The sequence below is a fragment of the Sinorhizobium sp. M4_45 genome, from assembly GCF_002885915.1.
Lineage (GTDB): Bacteria > Pseudomonadota > Alphaproteobacteria > Rhizobiales > Rhizobiaceae > Sinorhizobium > Sinorhizobium meliloti_A.
In genome coordinates this window covers 78,567-100,147 of sequence record NZ_NWVE01000012.1, presented here as the reverse complement: position 1 = coordinate 100,147, position 21,581 = coordinate 78,567, and the positions used below count along the sequence as shown (strand labels likewise).

Annotated in this window: 19 protein-coding genes; 17 read left to right on the top strand and 2 right to left on the bottom strand. The window is 62.3% G+C overall.

The window, feature by feature from the left end:
* Positions 1–279 precede the first annotated feature (279 nt).
* On the top strand, positions 280–1,086 hold the full coding sequence (gene exoR, locus CN933_RS26860) for a two-component system ChvIG regulator ExoR (protein ID WP_003534542.1): 807 nt from the start codon (positions 280–282) through the stop codon (positions 1,084–1,086).
* 57 nt (positions 1,087–1,143) lie between these two features.
* Here the strand turns inward: exoR and xth are convergent, their stop codons facing one another.
* The gene (gene xth, locus CN933_RS26855) at positions 1,144–1,935 is read right to left on the bottom strand and encodes an exodeoxyribonuclease III (RefSeq protein WP_102762921.1); all 792 of its coding nucleotides are present in this window, start codon (positions 1,933–1,935) and stop codon (positions 1,144–1,146) included.
* Between the two features lie 208 nt (positions 1,936–2,143).
* Between xth and CN933_RS26850 the strand changes: the two genes are divergently transcribed.
* On the top strand, positions 2,144–3,607 hold the full coding sequence (locus CN933_RS26850; protein ID WP_018097739.1) for a phospholipase D-like domain-containing protein: 1,464 nt from the start codon (positions 2,144–2,146) through the stop codon (positions 3,605–3,607).
* Between the two features lie 63 nt (positions 3,608–3,670).
* On the opposite strand, the gene erpA is transcribed toward CN933_RS26850, so the two are convergent.
* Positions 3,671–4,000 (bottom strand): iron-sulfur cluster insertion protein ErpA, encoded by a 330-nt coding sequence (gene erpA / locus CN933_RS26845; RefSeq protein ID WP_018097738.1) that lies wholly within the window; start codon positions 3,998–4,000, stop codon positions 3,671–3,673.
* Between the two features lie 216 nt (positions 4,001–4,216).
* Here erpA and CN933_RS26840 point away from each other — a divergent pair, with 216 nt between their 5' ends.
* From CN933_RS26840 to CN933_RS26770, 15 genes are all read left to right on the top strand, one after another.
* Positions 4,217–5,434, top strand: a complete 1,218-nt coding sequence (locus tag CN933_RS26840; RefSeq protein ID WP_018097737.1) for a deoxyguanosinetriphosphate triphosphohydrolase — start codon at positions 4,217–4,219, stop codon at positions 5,432–5,434.
* A gap of 97 nt (positions 5,435–5,531) precedes the next feature.
* Complete coding sequence (argS, locus tag CN933_RS26835) at positions 5,532–7,289, top strand: arginine--tRNA ligase (RefSeq protein WP_018097736.1); 1,758 nt, start codon at positions 5,532–5,534, stop codon at positions 7,287–7,289.
* A 63-nt stretch (positions 7,290–7,352) separates the two neighbouring features.
* Positions 7,353–10,208, top strand: coding sequence for an SPOR domain-containing protein (locus CN933_RS26830; RefSeq protein WP_102762920.1), 2,856 nt, complete (start codon positions 7,353–7,355; stop codon positions 10,206–10,208).
* A gap of 108 nt (positions 10,209–10,316) precedes the next feature.
* Positions 10,317–11,351 (top strand): beta-N-acetylhexosaminidase, encoded by a 1,035-nt coding sequence (gene nagZ / locus CN933_RS26825; protein ID WP_018097734.1) that lies wholly within the window; start codon positions 10,317–10,319, stop codon positions 11,349–11,351.
* A 72-nt stretch (positions 11,352–11,423) separates the two neighbouring features.
* Positions 11,424–12,263, top strand: a complete 840-nt coding sequence (locus CN933_RS26820) for a segregation and condensation protein A (protein ID WP_026168892.1) — start codon at positions 11,424–11,426, stop codon at positions 12,261–12,263.
* Positions 12,256–12,975: an SMC-Scp complex subunit ScpB gene (scpB, locus tag CN933_RS26815; protein ID WP_018097732.1), complete on the top strand. Its 720-nt coding sequence runs from the start codon at positions 12,256–12,258 to the stop codon at positions 12,973–12,975. Before CN933_RS26820 ends, scpB begins: the two co-directional genes overlap by 8 nt.
* A gap of 63 nt (positions 12,976–13,038) precedes the next feature.
* Positions 13,039–14,148 carry an ABC transporter ATP-binding protein gene (locus tag CN933_RS26810; protein ID WP_018097731.1) on the top strand — a complete coding sequence of 370 codons (1,110 nt, stop codon included), beginning with the start codon at positions 13,039–13,041 and terminating at the stop codon, positions 14,146–14,148.
* A 94-nt stretch (positions 14,149–14,242) separates the two neighbouring features.
* Positions 14,243–14,449 (top strand): twin-arginine translocase TatA/TatE family subunit, encoded by a 207-nt coding sequence (locus tag CN933_RS26805; RefSeq protein WP_003534564.1) that lies wholly within the window; start codon positions 14,243–14,245, stop codon positions 14,447–14,449.
* 72 nt (positions 14,450–14,521) lie between these two features.
* The gene (gene tatB / locus CN933_RS26800; RefSeq protein WP_018097730.1) at positions 14,522–15,169 is read left to right on the top strand and encodes a Sec-independent protein translocase protein TatB; all 648 of its coding nucleotides are present in this window, start codon (positions 14,522–14,524) and stop codon (positions 15,167–15,169) included.
* Positions 15,166–16,008, top strand: coding sequence for a twin-arginine translocase subunit TatC (gene tatC, locus CN933_RS26795; RefSeq protein WP_018097729.1), 843 nt, complete (start codon positions 15,166–15,168; stop codon positions 16,006–16,008). Before tatB ends, tatC begins: the two co-directional genes overlap by 4 nt.
* A 134-nt stretch (positions 16,009–16,142) precedes the next feature.
* Positions 16,143–17,426 (top strand): serine--tRNA ligase, encoded by a 1,284-nt coding sequence (gene serS, locus CN933_RS26790; protein WP_018097728.1) that lies wholly within the window; start codon positions 16,143–16,145, stop codon positions 17,424–17,426.
* 27 nt (positions 17,427–17,453) lie between these two features.
* A complete protein-coding gene (surE, locus tag CN933_RS26785) occupies positions 17,454–18,224 on the top strand; it encodes a 5'/3'-nucleotidase SurE (RefSeq protein ID WP_102762919.1) in 771 nt (256 codons plus the stop codon).
* Complete coding sequence (locus CN933_RS26780) at positions 18,221–18,874, top strand: protein-L-isoaspartate(D-aspartate) O-methyltransferase (RefSeq protein WP_018097726.1); 654 nt, start codon at positions 18,221–18,223, stop codon at positions 18,872–18,874. The genes surE and CN933_RS26780 overlap by 4 nt, the downstream gene beginning before the upstream one ends.
* Positions 18,875–19,114: 240 nt before the next feature.
* Positions 19,115–19,768, top strand: coding sequence for a hypothetical protein (locus CN933_RS26775; RefSeq protein WP_018097725.1), 654 nt, complete (start codon positions 19,115–19,117; stop codon positions 19,766–19,768).
* Between the two features lie 266 nt (positions 19,769–20,034).
* Positions 20,035–21,576 carry a LysM peptidoglycan-binding domain-containing protein gene (locus CN933_RS26770; protein WP_018097724.1) on the top strand — a complete coding sequence of 514 codons (1,542 nt, stop codon included), beginning with the start codon at positions 20,035–20,037 and terminating at the stop codon, positions 21,574–21,576.
* Positions 21,577–21,581 lie beyond the last annotated feature (5 nt).

Sequence of the window (21,581 nt, the reverse complement as noted above, 5' to 3'; positions counted from 1 at the left end):
CAGCAACACATTTCCTGCTACGGTTTGCTACTATCCGGGCCGGGTCGATTATGTCCATTTCCCGCCACAAAATGAGAGCAGCGATATAGGGACGAAGGCTAGTCGAGTTCCATGCCCGCGTTGAGGTGAAGTGAGTTTGTGTGCCGTCATGACATCCCGTAGCAATTGGCCTCAGGCGCGCAGCCGGAGCACCGGTGGGCGCAGGAGCCAGCATGTGCAGCATCTTCGCGACGGTGATGGGGTCGGCGTGGCCGGCTCGAACGAAAGAAACTGATTGTTATGCGCGCGGGTGAATTGAAGTCGCTTAGGGTTGCGGTGCTTGGCATGTCGCTGGCGGTTGGCGCAACCGCGGCCGGGCCGGCACGGGCTTTCGATCCCGGAGCCGGCGTGACCAAGGAGTCGGGCCCCTTCGCGCTCTTCAAGTTCGGTTTTTCCGCCTATAAGAGCGGCCGGAAAGACGAAGCGGTCGAGGCCTATCGATATGCTGCCGAAAAGGGGCACACGGGCTCTCGCTGGGCGCTCGCCAATATGTATGCCTATGGCGATGGTGTCGCTGAGAACGATCTCGAAGCATTCAAGATCTACAGCGAAATCGCGCAACAGGGTGTCGAGCCCGGCTCTGAAGATACCGGCTACTTCGTCAATGCATTGATTTCGCTTGCCGGCTACTACCGGCGCGGCATTCCCGACACCCCGGTAAGGTCCGACCTGTCGCAGGCCAGGCAGTTGTATTTCCAGGCGGCCTCCACCTTCGGCGTGGCGGAAGCACAATTCCAGCTCGCGCGCATGTTGCTTTCGGGCGAGGGCGGAAGCGTCAATGTCCAGCAGGCCAAGAAATGGCTGAACCGGGCGCGCAAGAATGGTCATGCCGGCGCCATGGGCGTTTTCGGCAACGTCATTTTCCAGGAAGGTCAGACCGCTCGCGGTCTCGCATACATGACGGCGGCGCTCGGCCAATGTTCTCCCAAGGACCGGCCCTGGCTCCAGGCGATGCAGGAACAGGCGTTCTCTCTCGCCACAGAAGACGATCGCCGGGTGGCGATAACCATGTCCCAGAACATGCATCTGCAGAACGACGACGATTGAGGTCCTGTGCGGCCTGACCCGAGGATGGCGGCCGCAGGGCAGGGTAGGTTACTCGCCTCAGGTCGTCTCGAACGCGAATTCAGCCGTTACGGGCACATGGTCGGACGGCTTTTCCCAGGCGCGGACGTGCTTTTCGATAGAGGTCGACACGAGCTTGTCGGTCGCCTCCGGCGACAGCATCAGATGATCGATGCGGATGCCGAAATTCTTCTGCCAGCAGCCGGCCTGATAATCCCAGAATGAATAGAGCGGCGCCTCGTCGGAGGTCGCGCGCACCGCGTCTGTGAAGCCGAGGTTGCGCAGCCGCCGAAAGGCGGCACGTGTCTCTGGCAGGTAGAGAGCGTCGTTCCGCCAGACCTTGACGTCCCAGCAGTCATGCGCCTCCGGGATGACGTTGTAATCGCCGGCCAGGATGAGCGGTTCCTCCAGCACGAGCCTCTGTTCCGCGAAGGCGGCCAGACGCCGCATCCATGCGAGCTTATAGGGGTATTTTTCCGTCTCTACCGGATTTCCGTTCGGCAGATAGAGACAGCAGACCCGAAGCGCTCCGCCATTGACGGAGAATACGCCCTCGATGAAACGCGACTGTTCGTCGGCAGGGTCTCCCGGCAATCCGCGATTGATCTCGTCCGGTCTTGTCTTGGAGAGCAGGGCAACGCCATTGAAGCCTTTCTGTCCATGCGTCTCCACATGATAGCCGAGCGCCTCGATCTCGCTTCTCGGAAATGTCTCGTCGACGGATTTGATCTCCTGCAGACAGGCGATGTCGGGGTTCGACTCCCTAAGCCAGGCAACGAGGCCGTCGAGACGCGCTTTGACGCCGTTGATGTTCCATGTGGCAATCTTCATTGGGCAGCCTTGCCTCTCACGACATTTGAGTCCGTTCGGTCGATTCGTTCTAGCGGCTGGAAATTCTTTTGACAAATCCGGGATCCGTCATTTGGGTTCGGGATCGGGCCGCCGCCGGTCCGGCCCATCATCCGCTTCTTCCCCACGTTAGGATTCACCCTTAAGTAGCCGAATTGATTCCGCTCCGCGTCCGTCTATAGTCCCGCGCATGATCGCGTTCATAGAGAGTTACTGGCCGCATTTTCTGGCGCTGCTTTCGGTCGTCCTCGGCGTCCCGGCAATCATCCATGCGGCAATGACGAAGGACGATGTGCGTGCGGCCGCCGGCTGGGTCGGCGTTGTGCTGCTCTCACCGGTCATCGGGGCGGTCATCTACGCGGTCGCCGGCATCAATCGGATGCGCCGCTCGTCTATCGGCCTGCAGCGTTCGCTGCTGCGCTCGACCGAGCGGGACCCGTTCGGGCGCTTCGATGTCACGCATGATCAGGTGGTGGCCCGTTTCGGGCAGCGCTTCGCGGCAATGAAGATGCTTGGAGACCGCGTTGCGCGCTTCACGATGTCGGCGGGAAACCACATCACCATGCTCGAGGGCGGCGACGCGGTCTATGCGGCGATGCTCGACGAGATCTCGTCCGCCCGTCGCAGCATTCTCATCGAGAGCTATATTTTCGACCGCGATCCCATCGGCATGCGTTTCGCCAATGCCCTGATCGCCGCAGTGAAACGCGGCGTCGCCGTGCGCGTCCTGATCGATGCCGTGGGAGCGCGCTATTCCGTGCCGTCCATTGTGGGCTATCTGAAGGAAGGAGGCGTGCCGACCGCCGTCTTCAACGGCAATATCATCATGGGCCTGAGGCTGCCCTATGCCAATCTCAGGACACACCGCAAGATCATGGTTGTCGACGGTACGGTTGCTTTCGCCGGCGGCATGAACATCCGTGCGGGCTTTTCCGCTGAAATCGCAGGAAAGGCTGCTTCTTTCGACACGCATTTCCGCGTTACGGGACCCGTTGTCGCCGATATCTTTCAGGTTGCCGCGGAAGATTGGCAGTTTTCGAGCGAGGAGGTGCTGGCAGGCGACGGCTGGCGGCTCGCCGGCCTTCCCGCGGAGCCGGACGAGCGATCGGTGCTGATGCGGGCCGTTCCCTCAGGTCCTGACAACACCAACGAGACGAATCACAAGATGCTTATGGGCGCCTTTTCCATGGCGCGAAAACATATCCGGTTGATGTCGCCCTATTTCCTGCCCGACAAGGAATTGATCAGCGCGCTCGTGACGGCGGCGAGGAAGGGTGTCGAGGTCGACATCGTCGTGCCCTCCGTCAACAATTTGACGCTCGTCGACCGCGCGATGACGGCACAGTTCGACCAGGTGCTGAAAGGTCACTGCCGCGTCTGGCGGGCAAAGGGCGCCTTCAATCATTCCAAGCTGATGGTCATCGACGATCGCTGGGTCTATGTCGGATCGACCAATCTCGATCCTCGCTCCCTGCGCCTCAATTTCGAGTTCGACTTCGAAATACTCGACGAAGCCTTCGCACGCGCAATCGGCGAAAAGGTCTGCGCCATACGCGCGAAGGCGGATGAAGTGACCCTTGCGGGGCTCCGCGCGCAGCCGCTCGTCAACCGGCTGGCAAACCGATTGCTCTGGCTCGGATCGCCCTATCTTTAGTGGGGTTTTCCGCCCGCATCTCGCTCCAACGTCCTGGAATCGATAACGATGTGGCGCGAGCCGTCAGATCGAAAAGCTCGTTCCGCACCCGCAGCTTGCGACCGCGTTCGGATTGTTGATCTGGAACGACTGTCCGAGAAGATTGTCGACGAAATCGATCTCCGAGCCGCCCATATAGACCAGCGAAAGGCTGTCAATCAGGACCTTGGCGTCGTCCTTTTCGAGGATGAGATCGTCGGCATTTGCGGCGTCCACCAAATCGAACTTGTAGGAGAAGCCCGAGCACCCGCCGCCTTCGACGGAGACGCGCATCGCGCTCTTGTCCTTCTCCGCCTGGAGAATTGCGGCAATGCGTCTGGCCGCCGCATCCGAAAGCGTAACTGTTTCCTGCATCTTATTTGCCTCCTGCCGGGGTCAAGAACCGGAGAGATTCGTCTTCGCTCTGGCGCTATAATCGCATGCCGTGACAGGCGATCTTCAGGCTTGCCGCAAGCCGCTGTTCCGCCCCGAGGGGACGGAGTCGCCGGCCGGCGTCGCTTTCCTGTAGCGCTTTCTATAGGTATGAAGGCTTGAATGTCCCGTCAATGGGATGACGCGCGCAGGTGTGAAATGACAGTCGACAGGCAGGCCCTTGGTTTCGGTTACGGTGAACACGCAGCTTATGCATCGAACCCCTGGGCTTCCCGCGGCAGACTTTATCCCGAGGCATCGAGCCCCACGCGTTCCGATTTCCAACGCGACCGCGACCGCATCGTTCATACCACGGCCTTCCGGCGGCTGAAGCACAAGACGCAGGTCTTCATTGCCGCCGACGGAGACCATTACCGCACGCGGCTCACGCATACGATCGAAGTCGCGCAGATCGCTCGCGCCCTCGCCAGGGCCTTGAAACTGGACGAGGATCTCGCCGAGGGGGTCGCGCTCGTCCATGATTTCGGCCATACGCCGTTCGGGCACACCGGCGAGGACGCTTTGCACGAGGTGCTGGAGCCCTATGGCGGCTTCGATCACAACGCCCAGTCGCTGCGCATCGTCACCAAGCTGGAGCGGCGCTATGCGGAGTTCGACGGTCTCAATCTCACCTGGGAGAGTCTCGAAGGACTCGTCAAACACAACGGCCCTCTGATGACGGCAGACGGGCAGGGCCTTCGCGGCCCCGTTCCGCAGCCGATTCTCGATTACTGCGCGCTTCACGACCTCGAGCTTGCGAGCTTTGCGAGCCTCGAGGCGCAGGTGGCGGCAATTGCCGACGATATCGCCTATAATACCCACGATATCGACGACGGACTGCGTGCCGGCTATCTCACTTTCGAAATGCTGGAAGAGATACCGTTTCTCGCTCGGTTGATGCGCGAGGTTCACGACCGCTATCCGGGCCTTGAAAGCAGCCGGTTCACGCATGAGATCATGCGGCGGCAGATCACCGCCATGGTGGAGGACGTCATCGCCGTGGCGCAGAAAAGGCTCGGTGAAGACCGGCCGGAAAGCGCGAAAGACGTGCGACGCGCGGGCAGGGTAATGGCAACCTTCTCGGACGAGATGAGCGAGACGGACCGCCAGATCAAGAATCTGCTGATGACGCGCATCTATCGGCATCCGGAGGTCATGCGGGTACGACAGGGAGCGGCATCGATCGTAACGGACCTCTACCGGGCCTTCATGCACGATCCGTCGCTGATGAAGGAGCATTACTGGATCGACCAAATCGCGGGTATGGCGGTGCCGGCCCGGGCGCGCCACGTCGGCGATTACCTCGCCGGTATGACCGACACTTTCGCGATAAGCGTGCATAGGCGCTTGTTTGACCATACGCCTGATTTGCGCTAGTGACGCCCCCGCGTGGAGGCTGCAGGTTCTCGATGGACCCGGCCTCCTTTGAATTTGCGCCATTCTCCAGTGTGGCTGGAAAAAGCGGACGGATTAGATGAACCTTTTCACAGACTTCGAAGCAAGAATTAACAGAATTCTGGAATCGATTGAGATCATTCGTGAAAAGCGATCCGAGCTGGACTTCGGGCGCATCAATGTAGAGCCGCCGCGTGATGCAAGTCACGGCGATGTGGCGACCAATGCCGCCATGGTGCTCGCCAAGCCCCTTGGCATGAACCCGCGCGCGCTTGCGGACCTTATCGTCGAAAAGCTCGGGCAGGATCCGGAGGTTGCCGGCGTTTCCGTTGCCGGTCCCGGTTTCATCAATGTCCGCCTGTCCGTTTCCTATTGGCAGAAGCTTCTGGCAGCCATCACGCGTGCCGGCGTCGATTACGGACGCAGCACGTCCGGCGCCGGACGCAAGATCAACGTGGAGTATGTCTCGGCAAACCCGACCGGGCCGATGCATGTCGGCCATTGCCGCGGCGCGGTCGTCGGTGACGCGCTCGCCAACCTGCTGGCCTTTGCGGGCTATGACGTGACCAAGGAATACTACATCAACGACGCGGGCTCGCAGATCGAGGTTCTCGCCCGCTCGGCATTCCTGCGCTACCGCCAGGCGCTCGGCGAGGATATCGCCGAAATTCCGGCGGGGCTCTACCCGGGTGACTATCTCGTGCCGGTGGGCGAGGCGCTCGCGGACGAGTACGGCACGAGCCTCAGGATCATGCCGGAGGACAAATGGGTGCCGCTCGTCAAGGAGCGTGTCATCGACGCGATGATGGCGATGATCCGCGAGGATCTGGCGGCGCTCAACGTCAACCATGACGTGTTCTTTTCCGAGCGCGCCCTGCACGACAACGGTGCGGCGCGGATCCGCACGGCCATCAACGATTTGACCTTCAAGGGCCACGTCTACAAGGGCACGCTGCCGCCGCCGAAGGGGCAGCTGCCGGAAGACTGGGAAGACAGGGAGCAGACGCTCTTCCGCTCGACCGAGGTCGGCGACGACATCGATCGCCCGCTGATCAAGTCCGACGGCAGCTATACTTATTTCGCGGCCGATGTTGCTTACTTCAAGGACAAGTTCGATCGTGGCTTCCACGAGATGATCTATGTGCTCGGCGCCGACCATGGCGGCTACGTCAAGCGGCTGGAGGCACTGGCGCGTGCGATCTCCGGCGGATCGGCGAAGCTGACGGTGCTGCTCTGCCAGCTCGTGAAGCTCTATCGCAACGGCGAGCCCGTGAAGATGTCCAAGCGTTCGGGCGATTTCGTGACCCTGCGCGACGTCGTCGACGAAGTCGGGCGCGATCCAGTGCGGTTCATGATGCTTTACCGCAAGAGCTCCGAGCCGCTCGACTTCGACTTCGCAAAGGTGACGGAACAGTCGAAGGACAACCCTGTCTTCTACGTGCAATACGCTCACGCGCGCTGCCGATCCGTTTTCCGCCAGGCTGCGGAAGCATTCCCTGATCTTGATCTGTCTTCCGTGGATCTCGCGGGCGCGGCCGGCGCGATTGTCGACCCCACCGAAATGCAGCTCGTCGCCAAGCTTGCAGAATATCCCCGCGTGGTGGAGGCGGCAGCACTCTCGCACGAGCCTCACCGGATCGCTTTTTACCTGTATGATCTTGCCGCGGTCTTCCACGGACACTGGAACAAAGGTAAGGAAAACCCGGAATTACGTTTTGTTAACGATAAGAATAGAGAATTAAGCATTGCCAGACTCGGGCTGGTGCATGCTGTCGCCTCGGTATTGAAGTCGGGCCTGTCGATCACAGGCACTTCTGCACCGGATGAGATGCGGTAAGTCGTGTCACCAATTCCCCACAATGCACTGGCAATTCAACGCAGGCAGTTGTGAGTGGAGAGTATGGCAGACAAACAATTCGCACGAAGCGGGCCGGCAGAATTCGAACCATTGGCCGATGATGATCCGTTGAGCGAACTTGCCCGCATTGTCGGTTACGATGCTCGGCCAGCCGTTCAGCAACTGCAGGAACTTCAGCGCCACCAGGAGGCGATGCGGCGCGAGCCGGCCTTCGATCTCGAGGAGGAGCTCCTCCGCGCGTTCGATAGCTACGATACGCCCCATGCAGCGCCTGTTCGGCCCGATAGCGGCCTTGTCGAGCATCCGTCTGCCCCAGTATCGACCGATGGCCCGCACTCTGTCTTCGACGAACAGGTCGCTCAGAATGCAGTCGTCACCGATGTCGCTCCGGCCCTCGAGGGGGTCGCCGAGGCCGCCGCGTCGCCTTCGATCGAGACCCCGGTGGAACGGACGTCGAACGAGGATTTGGCTGCGGTCGCCGTAGCGCCCCATGACGAACCGGCCGTCGACCTGGAGCGCGAGCTCGAATTGTCGCTTGGCTACGATGCATCGCCGGATGCGACCGACGCCGCCCAGCCGGATGTGGTACCTGCCGGCGTAAGCGACGTTCCTGTCTTCTCCGACTGGCAGGAGCCGCTTTCCGCCAAGCTGGCCGTAGCCGGCAAACTCGCCGAGCAGGCCGGGCTTGCAGAGCCCGTCTATGTCGACATGGCCGGCGATCTCGCCGGTGCGGCCGAGAGCAACGAGCTGGAGGACATTGCCGTCGCACCGCCGGAAATGCCGTCGCAACCGTCGGCTTCCACTGACGCCGACCGGCTCCTGACCGATGTCGAGCGTTTTCCGGTGCCTGCCGCCGCAGAAGTCGCTGCCCCGGCCGTGGCCGAAACGCAGGATCGGTCCGCTCCGGCGGCCGTGAAGAAGAACAACTATCCTTTTACTCCGACGTTCAGCCGCGCGACTCCGGTCGCGTCGTCAGGCGGCGTCTCGCAGCAGCGGGCTTTTGCCACGCCGACCGTCGAGACGGCTGTCGCAAGCCCGGCTGCCACAAGCCCGGCTGCCGCAAGCCCGGCGGTCGTCGTGCAGAGCGTGTCGCCGGAACGAGCGCCCGAAATGCGTGCGGAAGCAGCGCCTCAGGTGCCCGAAAACCGGATGCCGGAAGCGGAAATCGAGCCGAGCTTCGACATCGAGGACTTCGAACTCGAACTGGCCGACATAGCGCTCGACCTCGATCTTACGGACAGCCCGGTCGCCGATGCGCCGGCGAGTATTGTCGCTACGCAGGCCGCCGTAGCGCACCCGGCGCTCGTGGAAACGCCTGCGCAGCCGTATCTGCAGGCCATGGGCGCGCCACGCGAGCCCGAGACATTCGTCCATCAAGCGTCGGTATCGTCGCGGGACATGCCTGTGCCGGTGGAGCCCGAAAAGCCAACCGCCGACGTAGCCTTGCCTTTCGACCCGGCGATGATCGGCGAGACCGAAAGCGGTGTCGCACCGATCGGCGAACTGGACGTTCCACAGCTCCCTCCGGTCGAGGCGGAGGAAAAAGCAGCGGCTTATCCGGCCGATTACGATCTGGATATCGACGCCGAGATGGCGCAGCTTTTCAGCGCGCCGGCGCCTGCTGCCAAGAACGGCGCAAACCTCGAACCCGTGGCTGCATCGGCGGACAAAGCGGATCCTGTATTCGCACCGGCCGATGATTTCGACGAGTTCGAGAAGGCGATGGAGGAAGACTTCCATCGATCGATGGCGGAGCGCCGGAGCCCAACGCAGGAAGCCGAGCGCATGACGGCGATGCCCCATGCTCAGGCCGAGGAATATCGCGAAGACGGTTATGGCCGGCGGTCCCAGCGCTCGATGTTGCTGGCTGCCAGCGTTGCCGGCATCATCATCGTCGGCGGCGCCGCCGTCTACGCCTGGATGGGCGGCAGCAACGCGGTGCTTTCCGGCGATGGTCCGAAGATCATCCTGGCGGACAAGACGCCGGTGAAGGTCGTGCCCGAGGAGAAGGGCGGCAAGACTGTGCCGAACCAGGACAAGGCGGTTTACGACCGCGTTGCCGGCGTCTCGGGCAAGGCGCCGCTTCAGCAGAGCCTGGTCTCCTCGACGGAGGAGCCGATGGACGTGGTGCAGCGGACGCTGACGCCGGAGACTTTGCCGCTCGAGGGACGTGGAGACGTTGAGACGTTGCCGGGTGCTTCGCCCGCCGACGACGACGAGGTCGCCCGCTTGCTGCCGGGGACCGATGCCGGCAATGCCGCCGATGAAGAGGAAGCGGTTCCCGCCGTTGCACCGCGCAAGGTCCGCACCATGATCGTCAAGCCGGACGGTACGCTTGTCCCCCGTGAGGAACCGGCTCCGCAACAGGAAAGCGCGGCGGCAACAGCCGGCGGTCCGGCGCCGATCCCGGCCCGTGCGTCCGGTGAAGCCGTTGCCGCCGGTTCACAAGCCGAAGCAACGGCTGCCGCGCAGCCGGATCAGCTCGCTGCAGCCTCCGAAGGGGCCACGCCCGTTCGAAGCGTAAAGACGACCGCGCTGCCGCAGGCACGCCCGGCCGCTCAGCCGCAGGCGGCTGCTCCCGCCGCGGCCCCCGCGGAAAGCCAGCCCGCAACCGAAACGGCAGCCGCACCGCTGGCGACGGCTTCGGTTCCCGCCGGCAGCTACGTGATCCAGATTGCCTCTCTGCCTTCGGAAGCCGAGGCGCAGAAGAGCTACAACAATCTCTCCTCGAAGTACGCGAGCGTGATCGGCGGTCGCGGGGTGGACATCCGCAAGGCGGAGATTGCTGGCAAGGGCACCTATTACCGGGTCAGGATCCCCGTCGGCTCGCGCGAGGAGGCCAATTCGCTTTGCTCTCGCTATAAAAGCGCCGGCGGAAGCTGCCTGGTAACGAAATAAGCCTGAGAAGAGAAAACAAGAAACGGGCGCGGCAGGGATGCCGCGCCCGTTTTCGTTGCGGGATTGCCGCACGTTTATATGGCCAAGTCGGCTACGCTTTAGGGAAACATGCAGTATGCTTTTGGTATGAGCGAATCAAAAGCATTCATATCCGGCTGCAAGGGCCTTACGCTGACGCAGGAAGAACACGATTTCTTTGCGGGCGAGCGCCCATGGGGCTTCATTCTCTTCGGACGCAATATCGGTGAGGAAGAGCAGATCCGCGACCTGGTGGCGAGCCTGCGTGACAGCATCGGCAACCCCCGGGTTCCGGTATTGATCGATCAGGAGGGCGGTCGCGTTCAGCGCATACGTCCGCCGCTCGTGCAGCAATATCCGAACGGCGCGGCGATCGGCGAAATCTATCGGCGGGACAGGGAACGGGGCTTGCGTGCCGCATGGGTCATGGGGCGTCTGCATGCCTTCGACCTGATGCGCTTCGGCATCACGGTCGATTGCCTGCCGGTACTCGATGTGCCGGTACCCGGCAGCCATGACGTCATCGGCAATCGTGCCTATGGGCATGACCCGGCGACGGTAACCGCGATCGGTCGCGCGATGAGCGAAGGTTTGAAGGCGGGCGGCATGTTGCCGGTGATGAAGCACATGCCCGGTCACGGCCGGACCTTCGTCGATTCGCATCACAACCTGCCGGTCGTCAGCGCCGGTATCGATGAGTTGAAGAGCAGCGATTTTCTGCCCTTCGCGGCAATGAAAGACGAAGCGATGGCCATGTCGGCGCACATGGTCTTCACTGCTATCGACCCGGACAACCCGGCGACGACCTCTGCGAAGGTCGTGCGCGAGATCATCCGGGGCCACATCGGCTTCGACGGCCTGCTGATGTCCGACGACGTTTCCATGAATGCGCTTGCCGGCGACATGACTGAACGTGCCAGCGGAATAATCGCCGCCGGTCTTGATCTCGTCTTGCATTGTCATGGCATTATGGAAGAAATGAAGGCCGTGGCAGATGTCGTTCCAGTTCTCTCCGGCGAGAGGCTCCGCCGGGCGAGGGCTGCCGAGGCTGCTTTCCGGGAACCGGACGACGCAGTCGAAGCTGAACTGCGCGCGGAATTCAACGCAATGTTCGCGCTCGCCTAGGCTCTCGAGCCTGGCGCGCGGGTCCGTTGCTGAAAGGGCAGGGTCGTGAGCAAATCGGACGAAAGGCAGGAAATGCCTTCCGCGAAGGCGCCGATGGAGCCTTTGTGGCAGGACGAGTCTGCCCGTCGCGGATTGCACGAGGACGAGCTCGTCGTCGACATCGCCGGCTTCGAAGGTCCGCTGGACCTCTTGCTGCACCTCGCGCGCAGCCAGCGCGTCGATCTTTCCCGCATCTCGGTGCTGGCGCTGGCGGAACAATATATCGCCTTCGTCGAGCGGGCACGGTCCATCCGTATCGAGCTTGCCGCCGACTATCTCGTCATGGCGGCGTGGCTTGCCTATCTCAAGTCGCGCCTGCTCATCCCCCAGCCGGCAAAGGATGAAGGACCGTCGGGCGAGGAGATGGCCTCGGCGCTTGCATTCCGGCTGAAACGTCTGGAGGCGATGCGCGACGCCGCGACGAAACTCGTGAACAGGAACCGCCTCGGCCGGGACATCTTCGTGCGCGGCGCGCCCGAGCACATCGTCACGGAGAGGAAGTCCGATTATGACGCCTCGCTCTACGACCTGCTGACCGCCTATGCGACGCTCAGGCAGCGTCAGGCGATAACCCAGGTGACGATCGAGAAGCGGCATGTCTGGTCGCTCGGCGATGCCCGTTTGATCCTGGCGAGAATGGTCGGCAGCCTTGACCACTGGACCGCGCTCGACCATTTCCTGATCCGCTACATGACGAGCCCGAAGGAGCGCGCGACGGCGATTGCGAGCTCCTTTGCGGCCTCACTCGAAATGGTGCGCGAGGGGCGTTTGGAAATTCGTCAGGAGGGCGCTTTCACGCCGATCTATCTGCGGCGCGGGCCAAATCCGATCGATGCGGCAACCTTGGCGGAGATGGAGGCGGCACGTGGCTGAAGCCCAAAAATTCGTGCCGGGTGACGAGGATTACGAGGAAGAATTCTCTTTCGATCCGAGGCTCGAGCAGGAAGCCGAGCGGATCGCCGAGGCCCTTGTATTTGCCTCCGCCCAACCGGTTTCAGAAACCTATATTGCCGGCCGCCTGCCGCGCGGCGTCGACGTCGCAACCGTTATGGCGCGGCTCAAGAGCCGATATGCCGGCAGCGGCGTCAACCTGGTTCAGGTCGCCGATCATTGGGCCTTCCGCACTGCCGCGGATCTGTCCTTCGTCGTCAATACGGAGGAGCAGGAGGTCCGCAAACTGTCGCGCGCGGCGCTGGAGGTGCTGGCGATCATCGCCTATCACCAGCCGGTGACGCGCGCAGAGATCGAGGATATCCGCGGGGTCCAGACCTCGAAGGGTACCCTCGACGTGCTGATGGAGGCGGGATGGGTGCGGTTCCGCGGTCGCAGACGCACACCCGGACGTCCGGTGACCTTCGGCACGACGAGAGACTTCCTCGATCATTTCGGCCTCGAAGAGATCCGCGACCTTCCGGGCATCGAGGAGCTGAAGGGAGCCGGCCTGCTGTCCGGGCGTGTCCCTTCCAATCTGAACATTCCGGTTCCGATCGGCGACGACGAGTTTGCCGAAAACGAGGATCCCATCACGCAGATGGACCTCGAAGAACTGGGCCTCTTGACACCGAAGGCTGAAGAAGACGATTAAAAATCCTGAGTATGGATATCGGCTTTAGGTTAGAGCCGGATCTTCGGGTCGAGGAATGCAAGCATGGTTTCAGATGCGCGTAGCGGCGCCGTCACGATGACGAGGCGCTCGGGTGTGTCGTTCGCAGCGAACCTGGCATTCGAGAATATCAGCCATCGGTATCATTCCAAGGAAACGATCAAGGGTGTTACGCTCAAGGCCGAGGCCGGCGAAGTGCTCTGCCTGCTCGGACCTTCCGGCTCCGGCAAGACAACGCTGTTGCGCATCGCCGCGGGCATCGAGAAGCAGACGGGCGGGCGTCTGCTGCTGAATGGACAGGAAATATCCGGCCCTTCCATCTTCATTCCGCCGGAGCAACGCGGCGTCGGCCTGATGTTCCAGGACTTTGCCCTTTTCCCGCATATGACCATCCGTGAGAACGTCTGTTTCGGCTTGACCGAATTGCCGAAGAAGAAGGCATTGCTGCAGGCCGATGCCGCGCTGGAGCGGGTCGGCCTTCTGCATTATGCCGAGCGGTATCCGCATGTGCTCTCCGGCGGCGAGCAGCAGCGCGTGGCGCTTGCGCGTGCGCTTGCGCCGCGGCCGGCGGTGCTTTTGATGGACGAGCCTTTTTCCGGCCTCGATTCCCGTCTGAAGGATTCCATCCGCGCCGACACGCTGGCCATACTGCGCGAGACGCGCGCGACCGCCATCGTCGTAACGCACGACGCCGAAGAGGCGATGCGTATGGCGGACCGGATCGCACTGCTGAAAGACGGCCGGCTGGTGCAGGTCGGCACGGCGGACGAGCTCTATCGCCAGCCCTGCGATCTCTTCACTGCCGGCTTCTTCTCGGAAATTAACGTCTTCGATGCGCGCGTGCGGGACGGCCATGTCGAAACGCCGCTGGGGGTTGTGCCAACAGGGCAATATACGGAAGGGCAGCCACTGAGCGTAGCGGTGCGTCTTTCCGGCATCCGGCTCGACGAGACCGGTGGAGAAATTCCGGCACGCATCGTATCCCGGCGCTTCCTGGGCGTCGTGGAGCTTCTGGAACTCGCCGTACCGCAGTCCGAACGTACCGTTCGCGCCCGCATCCGCGCCGATTTGCTGCCGCAAGGATTGCGTGACGTCACGCTTTCCGTTAACGAGCGCGACATATTGGTGTTTGAAAAAGACGCATCAACACCTTAGGGTCCGCCAAGAGGATGGCGTGCCCGGAGGGTGCGCCTGAAAAATGACAACGTGCTGGGCTCTAATCTGTTTAGGGTCTCGAGGGAGTAAGTGGATGGGTTCCTTTAGTATCTGGCATTGGCTGATCGTCCTGGCGGTGGTTCTGCTGCTGTTCGGCCGCGGCAAGATCCCCGAGTTGATGGGCGACGTTGCCAAGGGCATCAAGAACTTCAAGAAGGGCATGGGCGACGACGAGGTTGCTTCGGCCGACAAATCGATCGACGGCAAGACCGTCGACCACAAATCTGACGAAGTCCGCTGACGGTCGGAGGCTGACGGGGCTGGGTGCGACAGCACCCGGTAGCCCGTATCACGGGTTTTTAGGGCGCGTCGGATGCTTGATATCGGCTGGACCGAGCTTGTTGTTATCGCAATCATCTTGATCATCGTCGTCGGTCCGAAGGACCTGCCGCCGATGCTGCGCGCGTTTGGACGGATGACGTCCAAGATGCGCGGCATGGCGTCCGATTTTCGGCGGCAGTTCGACGAGGCGCTGCGTGAAGCCGATCTTGACGACGTGCGCAAGACGATCAGCGATGCGCAAAGCCTCAATCCGACCGCGGCATTGCGGGATGCGATGAATCCGCTGCGGCAGCTCGGTAACGAGATCAAGTCCGATCTGCAGAAGGCGACCACGCCCGATAGGCCGCCAGCCTCCACGACGCCCGAACCGCTGGTCGAACCGGTCAGTACCGACGCCGCCGGCGAAACGGCGGCAGTAGCCACGGATAAGGTGGCGGCGGCAGCGGTGAGCTCGGCATCGAGACAGATGGACCGTGCCGCCGACGCGCCGAAGGCGAGCGAACCGGAACCTGCCGCCAAGTCCAGAGCGCAGTCGAAGAAGTCGGGCGCTTCCGTCACGAAGAAGGCCGCAGGCGAAACGGCGCCGAGGAAGTCGCCTGCGCGCAAGGCGCCGGGCGAAGCGCCGGCTGCGAGCAAGTCGAAGACGCGCGCGGCTTCGCGCAAGAAAGGTGACGCATGAGCCGCGATATCGAGGACCGGCCGCAGCCGCTTATCGAGCATCTGATCGAACTGCGCACGCGGTTGATGTGGGCGGTGGGCGCATTCTTCGTGGCGTTCCTCGTCTGCTTCTATTTTGCCAAGCAGCTGTTCAACCTCCTTGTTCTGCCGTTCAAGTGGGCCGTGAGCTGGGCCGGGCTCAGCCACCGCAACGTCGAGCTCATCTACACGGCGCCGCAGGAGTTCTTCTTCACGCAGATCAAAGTTGCGATGTTCGGTGCGCTGGTGATCGCATTTCCGGTCATCGCCTCGCAGGTGTACAGGTTCGTTGCACCCGGCCTTTACAAGAACGAACGCGCTGCCTTCCTGCCATTCCTGGTCGCTTCGCCACTCCTGTTCCTGCTTGGCGGCGCGCTGGTCTATTTCTTCTTCACGCCGATGGTCATGTGGTTCTTCCTCGCCATGGAACAGGGCGGCGGCGAAGGGCAGGTTGCGATCCAGCTCCTGCCGAAGGTGTCCGAGTATCTCAGCCTCATCATGTCCCTGGTCTTCGCCTTCGGTCTGGTGTTCCAGTTGCCGGTCATCACGACGCTCCTCGCGCGTGTCGGCTTCGTCACCGCCCAGGGCCTCGCCGAGAAGCGCAAATACGCGATCGTGATCGCCTTCGTGGTCGCAGCGGTTCTGACGCCGCCGGATCCGGTTTCCCAGATCGGCCTTGCGCTGCCAGCCATCCTTCTCTACGAAATTTCAATCTACACGGCGCGACTCGTCGAAAGGCGAAGGGCTGCCGAGGCCCTCGAGCGCGAGGCTGCCTCTGAGCAGGAAAGCTCGTCCGAGACGGCTGACCCCGCCAAGGGCTGACCGCGGACGTCTTGCGCCGTTCACGGCGCCCTCGCTCCTCGCACGCGCAAGGGGCGCTGTGGCATTCTGAATCGCTGCAGGATTTCGCCGTAAGCGGCTCCGACGTCCTGCAGCAACTAACGCGTGGAACGACTATGCTCGATATCAAATGGATCCGTGAGAATGCAGACAGGCTCGACGACGCCCTGGCGAAACGGGGTGCGGAGCCATTGTCGGCGTCCCTGATCGCACTTGACGAACGTCGCCGCGCAATCCTCCAGTCCCTGCAGGACATGCAGTCGCGGCGCAATGCTGCGTCGAAGGAGATCGGCGCGGCGATGGCCCAGAAGAACAGCGAGCTGGCCGACAGGCTCAAGGCCGAAGTGGCCGACCTCAAGAATGCGTTGCCGGCGGCCGAAGAGGAAAGCCGTCAGATCGAGACCGAGCTCTCGGACGCGCTGTCTCGCATCCCCAATACGCCGCTCGATGACGTGCCCGTCGGCGCGGACGAAAGCGCGAATGTCGTGACGCGGGTCGTCGGCGCCAAGCCCGGCTGGAATCACAAGCCTCTCGAGCATTTCGAGATCGGCGAAGCGCTGGGACTGATGGACTTCGAGGGAGCGGCCCGGATTGCCGGGTCGCGCTTCACCATCCTGAAGGGCCAGCTCGCCCGGCTCGAGCGGGCACTCGGCCAGTTCATGCTCGATCTGCACACCGGGGAGCATGGTTACATCGAGGTTCAGCCGCCCTTGCTCGTCCGCGACGATGCGATGTACGGCACCGGCCAGTTGCCGAAATTCTCCGACGATCTCTTCCGCACGACCGACGGGCGCTGGCTGATCCCGACTGCGGAAGTGCCACTGACGAACATGGTGCGGGAGCAGATTCTCGACGGTGAGAAACTGCCGTTGCGCTTCACTGCGCTGACCCCGTGCTTCCGCTCCGAGGCCGGTTCCGCCGGTCGTGACACCCGCGGCATGTTGCGCCAGCATCAGTTCAACAAGGTCGAACTGGTGTCGATCACCGACGCCGAAAGTTCGATCGACGAGCACGAGCGCATGACCGCTTGTGCCGAGGAGGTGCTCAAGCGCCTCGGCCTGCACTACCGCGTCATGACGCTCTGCACCGGCGATATGGGGTTCGGCGCACGCAAGACCTATGATCTCGAGGTCTGGTTGCCGGGGCAGGACGCCTATCGCGAAATTTCCTCCTGCTCCGTCTGCGGCGATTTCCAGGCCCGCCGGATGAACGCACGTTACCGCGGCAAAGAAGAGAAGGGGACGAAGTTCGTCCACACGCTCAACGGATCCGGCGTCGCGCTCGGCCGGGCGCTGATTGCCGTCATCGAGAACTACCTGAATGACGACGGCTCGATCACGGTGCCGGACGTCCTTGTGCCCTATATGGGCGGCCTGCGGCGGATCGAGAAATCGGCCTAGCACGAATGAAGCGGAAGAAGACCGGCAATGCGCATCCTGCTGACGAATGACGATGGCATTCACGCCGAGGGCCTCTCCGTGCTGGAACGGATCGCCCGGACGATATCGGACGACGTTTGGGTGGTGGCGCCGGAAGTGGACCAGAGCGGGCTTGCCCATTCTCTGACGCTTTCGGAGCCGCTGCGTCTGCGCCCGGTTTCCGAACGGCGCTTTGCGCTCCGGGGTACCCCGACCGATTGTGTCATCATGGCGGTCAAGAAAATTCTTGATCGCAAGCCCGACCTCGTCCTTTCCGGCGTCAATGTCGGCGCAAATCTTGCCGACGATGTCACCTATTCCGGAACCGTGGCCGGCGCCATCGAGGGAACGCTGCAGGGCATTCGCTCGATCGCACTCAGCCAGGCCTTTCAATATGCCGTTGGCCGCGACGTTCCCTGGGATGTAGCAGAGACGCACGCACCGGCGCTCATCCGCACATTGATGGGAGTCGACCTGCCGGACGGAACGCTTATCAACCTGAACTTTCCGAACTGCGCCGTCGATGCCGTTGCGGGCGTTGAAGTCACGTCGCAGGGCAAGCTCGAATTCGGTCTCAGCATCGACGAGCGCACGGACGGACGCGGCTTTCCCTATTTCTGGCTCCGTTTCGGCGAGCGTGCCGGCGATTTCCGTTCCGGCACCGACATCAGGGCTCTTCGAGACAACAGGATTTCGGTAACCCCGCTTAAACTGGACATGACCGATCATGCCGCTCAGGAGCGCATCGCGCGGGCATTGCGGGAAGGAAGTGTCGCTTGAGCGGACGAATTTCGCAGCAGGAGGGGTTTGCAGCGATGGCGCTGCGGCTTCGCTCGGGCGGCATCGTCAATCATGAGCTGCTGAAGGCTGTGGAGCAGACGCCGCGGACGCTCTTCGCTCCGCCGCAATACCAGGACGAAGTCTACTCCAAGCGGCTGATTCCGCTCGATTGCGGCTCGTTCATGGAGGGCTGCGACATGGCCGTGCGGCTTCTGCATTGTCTCAATCTCAAGCCGGGCCAGCGTATACTCGAGGTCGGAACCGGCAGCGGCTTTACCGCCGCCGTGATGGGGCGGATCGCCGAGCGCGTACTGACGATCGAGCGGTACCAGACACTCGTCGCCTCGGCGCAGAAAAACCTCGAGAAGGCGGGCGTGCGCAACGTCGTCGTCCGCCAGGCCGATGGCAGCGCAGGAGTGCCGGGCGAGGGCACCTTCGACCGGATCCTCATTACCGCCGCGTTCAACAGCCTTCCCCGGACGTTCTCCGATCATCTCGTCTCCGGCGGCACACTGTTGGTACCGATCATGATGAGCGAAACGCATTGCCGCATCGTTCGCGTCAACCGCACCGGTAGCCGCTTCGACCGGGAAGACCTGTTCGATGCGCCTTACCTCCCGATCGTCCCACAGGTAGCGTCGTTCCTTTAGTCTATTTTTTTGGAATCGATGACGTTCATGTTTTAGGCCGACCCGACCTGAAGCATCGTGATCTCGTGCGCCTCCCGGAGGCGGGTTAATACAATCTTAACCCGCTCCAGCCCCGCGCAAGCTTCCCTCTTTAGGTACCCGACCTGAAATCATCGTGATCCAGGCCGGGGCGGCATGAGATGACGCGGAGTACGCATTTGCTCCGCATCGCGGTCGTCATGCGACAGACGGAGACGGCATATGCAGATCGAGAACAGGTTGAACGCTGCCGCTGCGTCCGGTGATGGCTTGGGAAATCTCGCCGGGCGTTCGGCCGACCAGGCCGGTGCCGCAGACAAGGGCGAGAGCGGGGCGCTGGTTGCGCCTGCGGGCTTCGTCGACCCGACACCGCGCATTTCGCTGTCCGCCGACGCGTTGCTCTATCTCGGCCGGGCAAAAAGAACGCCTGAGAAGTTGCCGCCGCTTACGAAGGATGAGTGGAACAATCGTCTTTCGCCGCAACTTGCGGCACGCGAGTACCAGGCGTTCGGCAAGCTCGCAGAAACCGGTGACTACAGGGCATACTACCGGGCCTTCATCGACTATTATGACGGCCTTCGCCCGGAGGATCAGAACAGCCTGCGCTATTTCGGGACGCGCGAAGCGGCGGTCGCGGGCCTGCGTTCGCTCGACTATGATGCAGACAGCGGTCTCGACATAGATGCCAAATTCGAGAACCTGGTCAGCGTGTTTCTCGAAGAAGACAAGATTGCCCCTTCGCCGGCCTCGACCACGATGTCGCCGGCAGAGCGCGCCTTTTTCGCCTGGGATGCGTCCAATATCAGCTATGAGGTAAATGCGCCCGAGCCGAGACCGATGACGGAAATCGAACGGCTTTATTCCGAGCTGCTATAGGGTGTTTCACTGTTTCGCTGAAACAGTGAAACACCCTGCCACTTTTGGAATTGCGCACTTCCGCACGGAAGCCGTTACACACTTTTCCTGGAGGTGCTCTGGCGATCCGTATCCGGGTTCCGCAGCGCACGTATGACCGGAAAACGCCCGCTTCGGCGCGGCTATGGTTAGCATTTCGCCAAAGTGGTGCCGTCTTTAACCGGGCGGTAACTCTAATGCGCTTTAATCCTTCTACAGCGAGTTGCGTTCGGAGTGGGTAAAGCGTCATGCGTAAATTTGTATCTCCCCAGGCAGGCAAGTCCATGATCCGTCTCTGTGCGGCGATCCTGCTTGCGGGTGTAGCGACCGGTTGCAGTTCTGACGCCAGCCGCTTCGGCGGGCTCTTTTCGCGGTCCGACGACATAATGACGGGTGCGATCCCGCAGGGCTCGAGTACGGTACCGAGAGGCGATGTCGCGAGCGGCGGTGCGGCGCCCTCCTACGGGAACAACGCAGCGCTCGGTCAATCCTATCCTTCCGGCGGCGGCAACGGAGGCTACAACACGGCGGCGGCCTCGCCGGTATCCAGCGCCCGTGTCGCATCGACGCCGATGAGCGTTCAGCGAACGAGCCTCGATGAACCATCCTCCGCATCTCGGCAGCCGCAGGTTCAGACCGCCTCCCTCGCGTCGCAGGCTGCTGCCCTCCCGAAGGCGGAGCCGCTGGCGGGGGCTGCCAAGGATATTCCCAGCAAGGGTGGCTGGAGCGCCTCCAACGCGCCGACCATCATGGTCCGTCAAGGCGACACGGTTGCCGTTCTCTCCAGACGCTTCGGCGTCCCCGAGAAGGAGATACTGAAGGCGAATGGCTTGAAATCGGCAAGCCAGGTAGAGCCGGGTCAGCGGCTCGTCATTCCGGCGTTCGGTACTGCAGGCAGCGCCGCAAAGGCGGCCGCATCGGGTTCGATCGCCGACGTGGAGGGCGGCAAGAAGCGTCCGTCTCCGCTGCCGACCGACCAGCGCGAGGTGGCGATCCTCCCCGGCCAATCCCAATCGCGTGAAAAGAGCGAAAGCCGCAGCGATGTCGCGGCGGGCAAGCTCAACAGCGCCGGCGAGGGCGGTGGAGATGGTGCCTATACGGTCAAGCCGGGCGACTCGCTCAACCGTATCGCCAAGGCGAACGGCGTTTCGGTCGCTGCCCTGAAACAGGCGAACGGGCTTACGACAGAAGCCATCCGCATCGGGCAGAAACTCAACATCCCGAGCGCTTCGGCGAAAACGCCGGCGACCGATGCGGTGGTCACGGCTTCTGTTTCGGCCAAGAAGAACGAGGCCCAGGCGGCTTCGACCGAGCAGGGCAAGCTGACCGAATCCAAGGCGCCTGCCGCCAAGGAAAGCGTTTCGGAGGTCGCCATCCGGTCGGATGGTGACGAGGATCTTCCGAAATCGACCGGCATCGGAAAGTACCGTTGGCCTGTCCGTGGCGCGGTCGTCGCGGCCTATGGCGCCAATGTCGACGGCAACCGAAACGATGGCATCAACATTTCGGTGCCGGAGGGGACGCCCATCAAGGCAGCCGAGAACGGCGTCGTGATCTACTCCGGCAGCAGCCTGAAAGAACTCGGCAATGCCGTTCTGGTGCGCCACGACGACGGTACGGTGACGGTTTACGGCAACGCTGCCGAACTCAAGGTTCAACGCGGTCAGAAAGTCCAGCGCGGCCAGACGCTCGCATCCTCCGGCATGACAGGCAGAGCGACCCGGCCACAAGTTCACTTCGAGGTGCGCAAGAATGCGACGCCGGTCAACCCTGCGACCTATCTGGAATAAGCCGT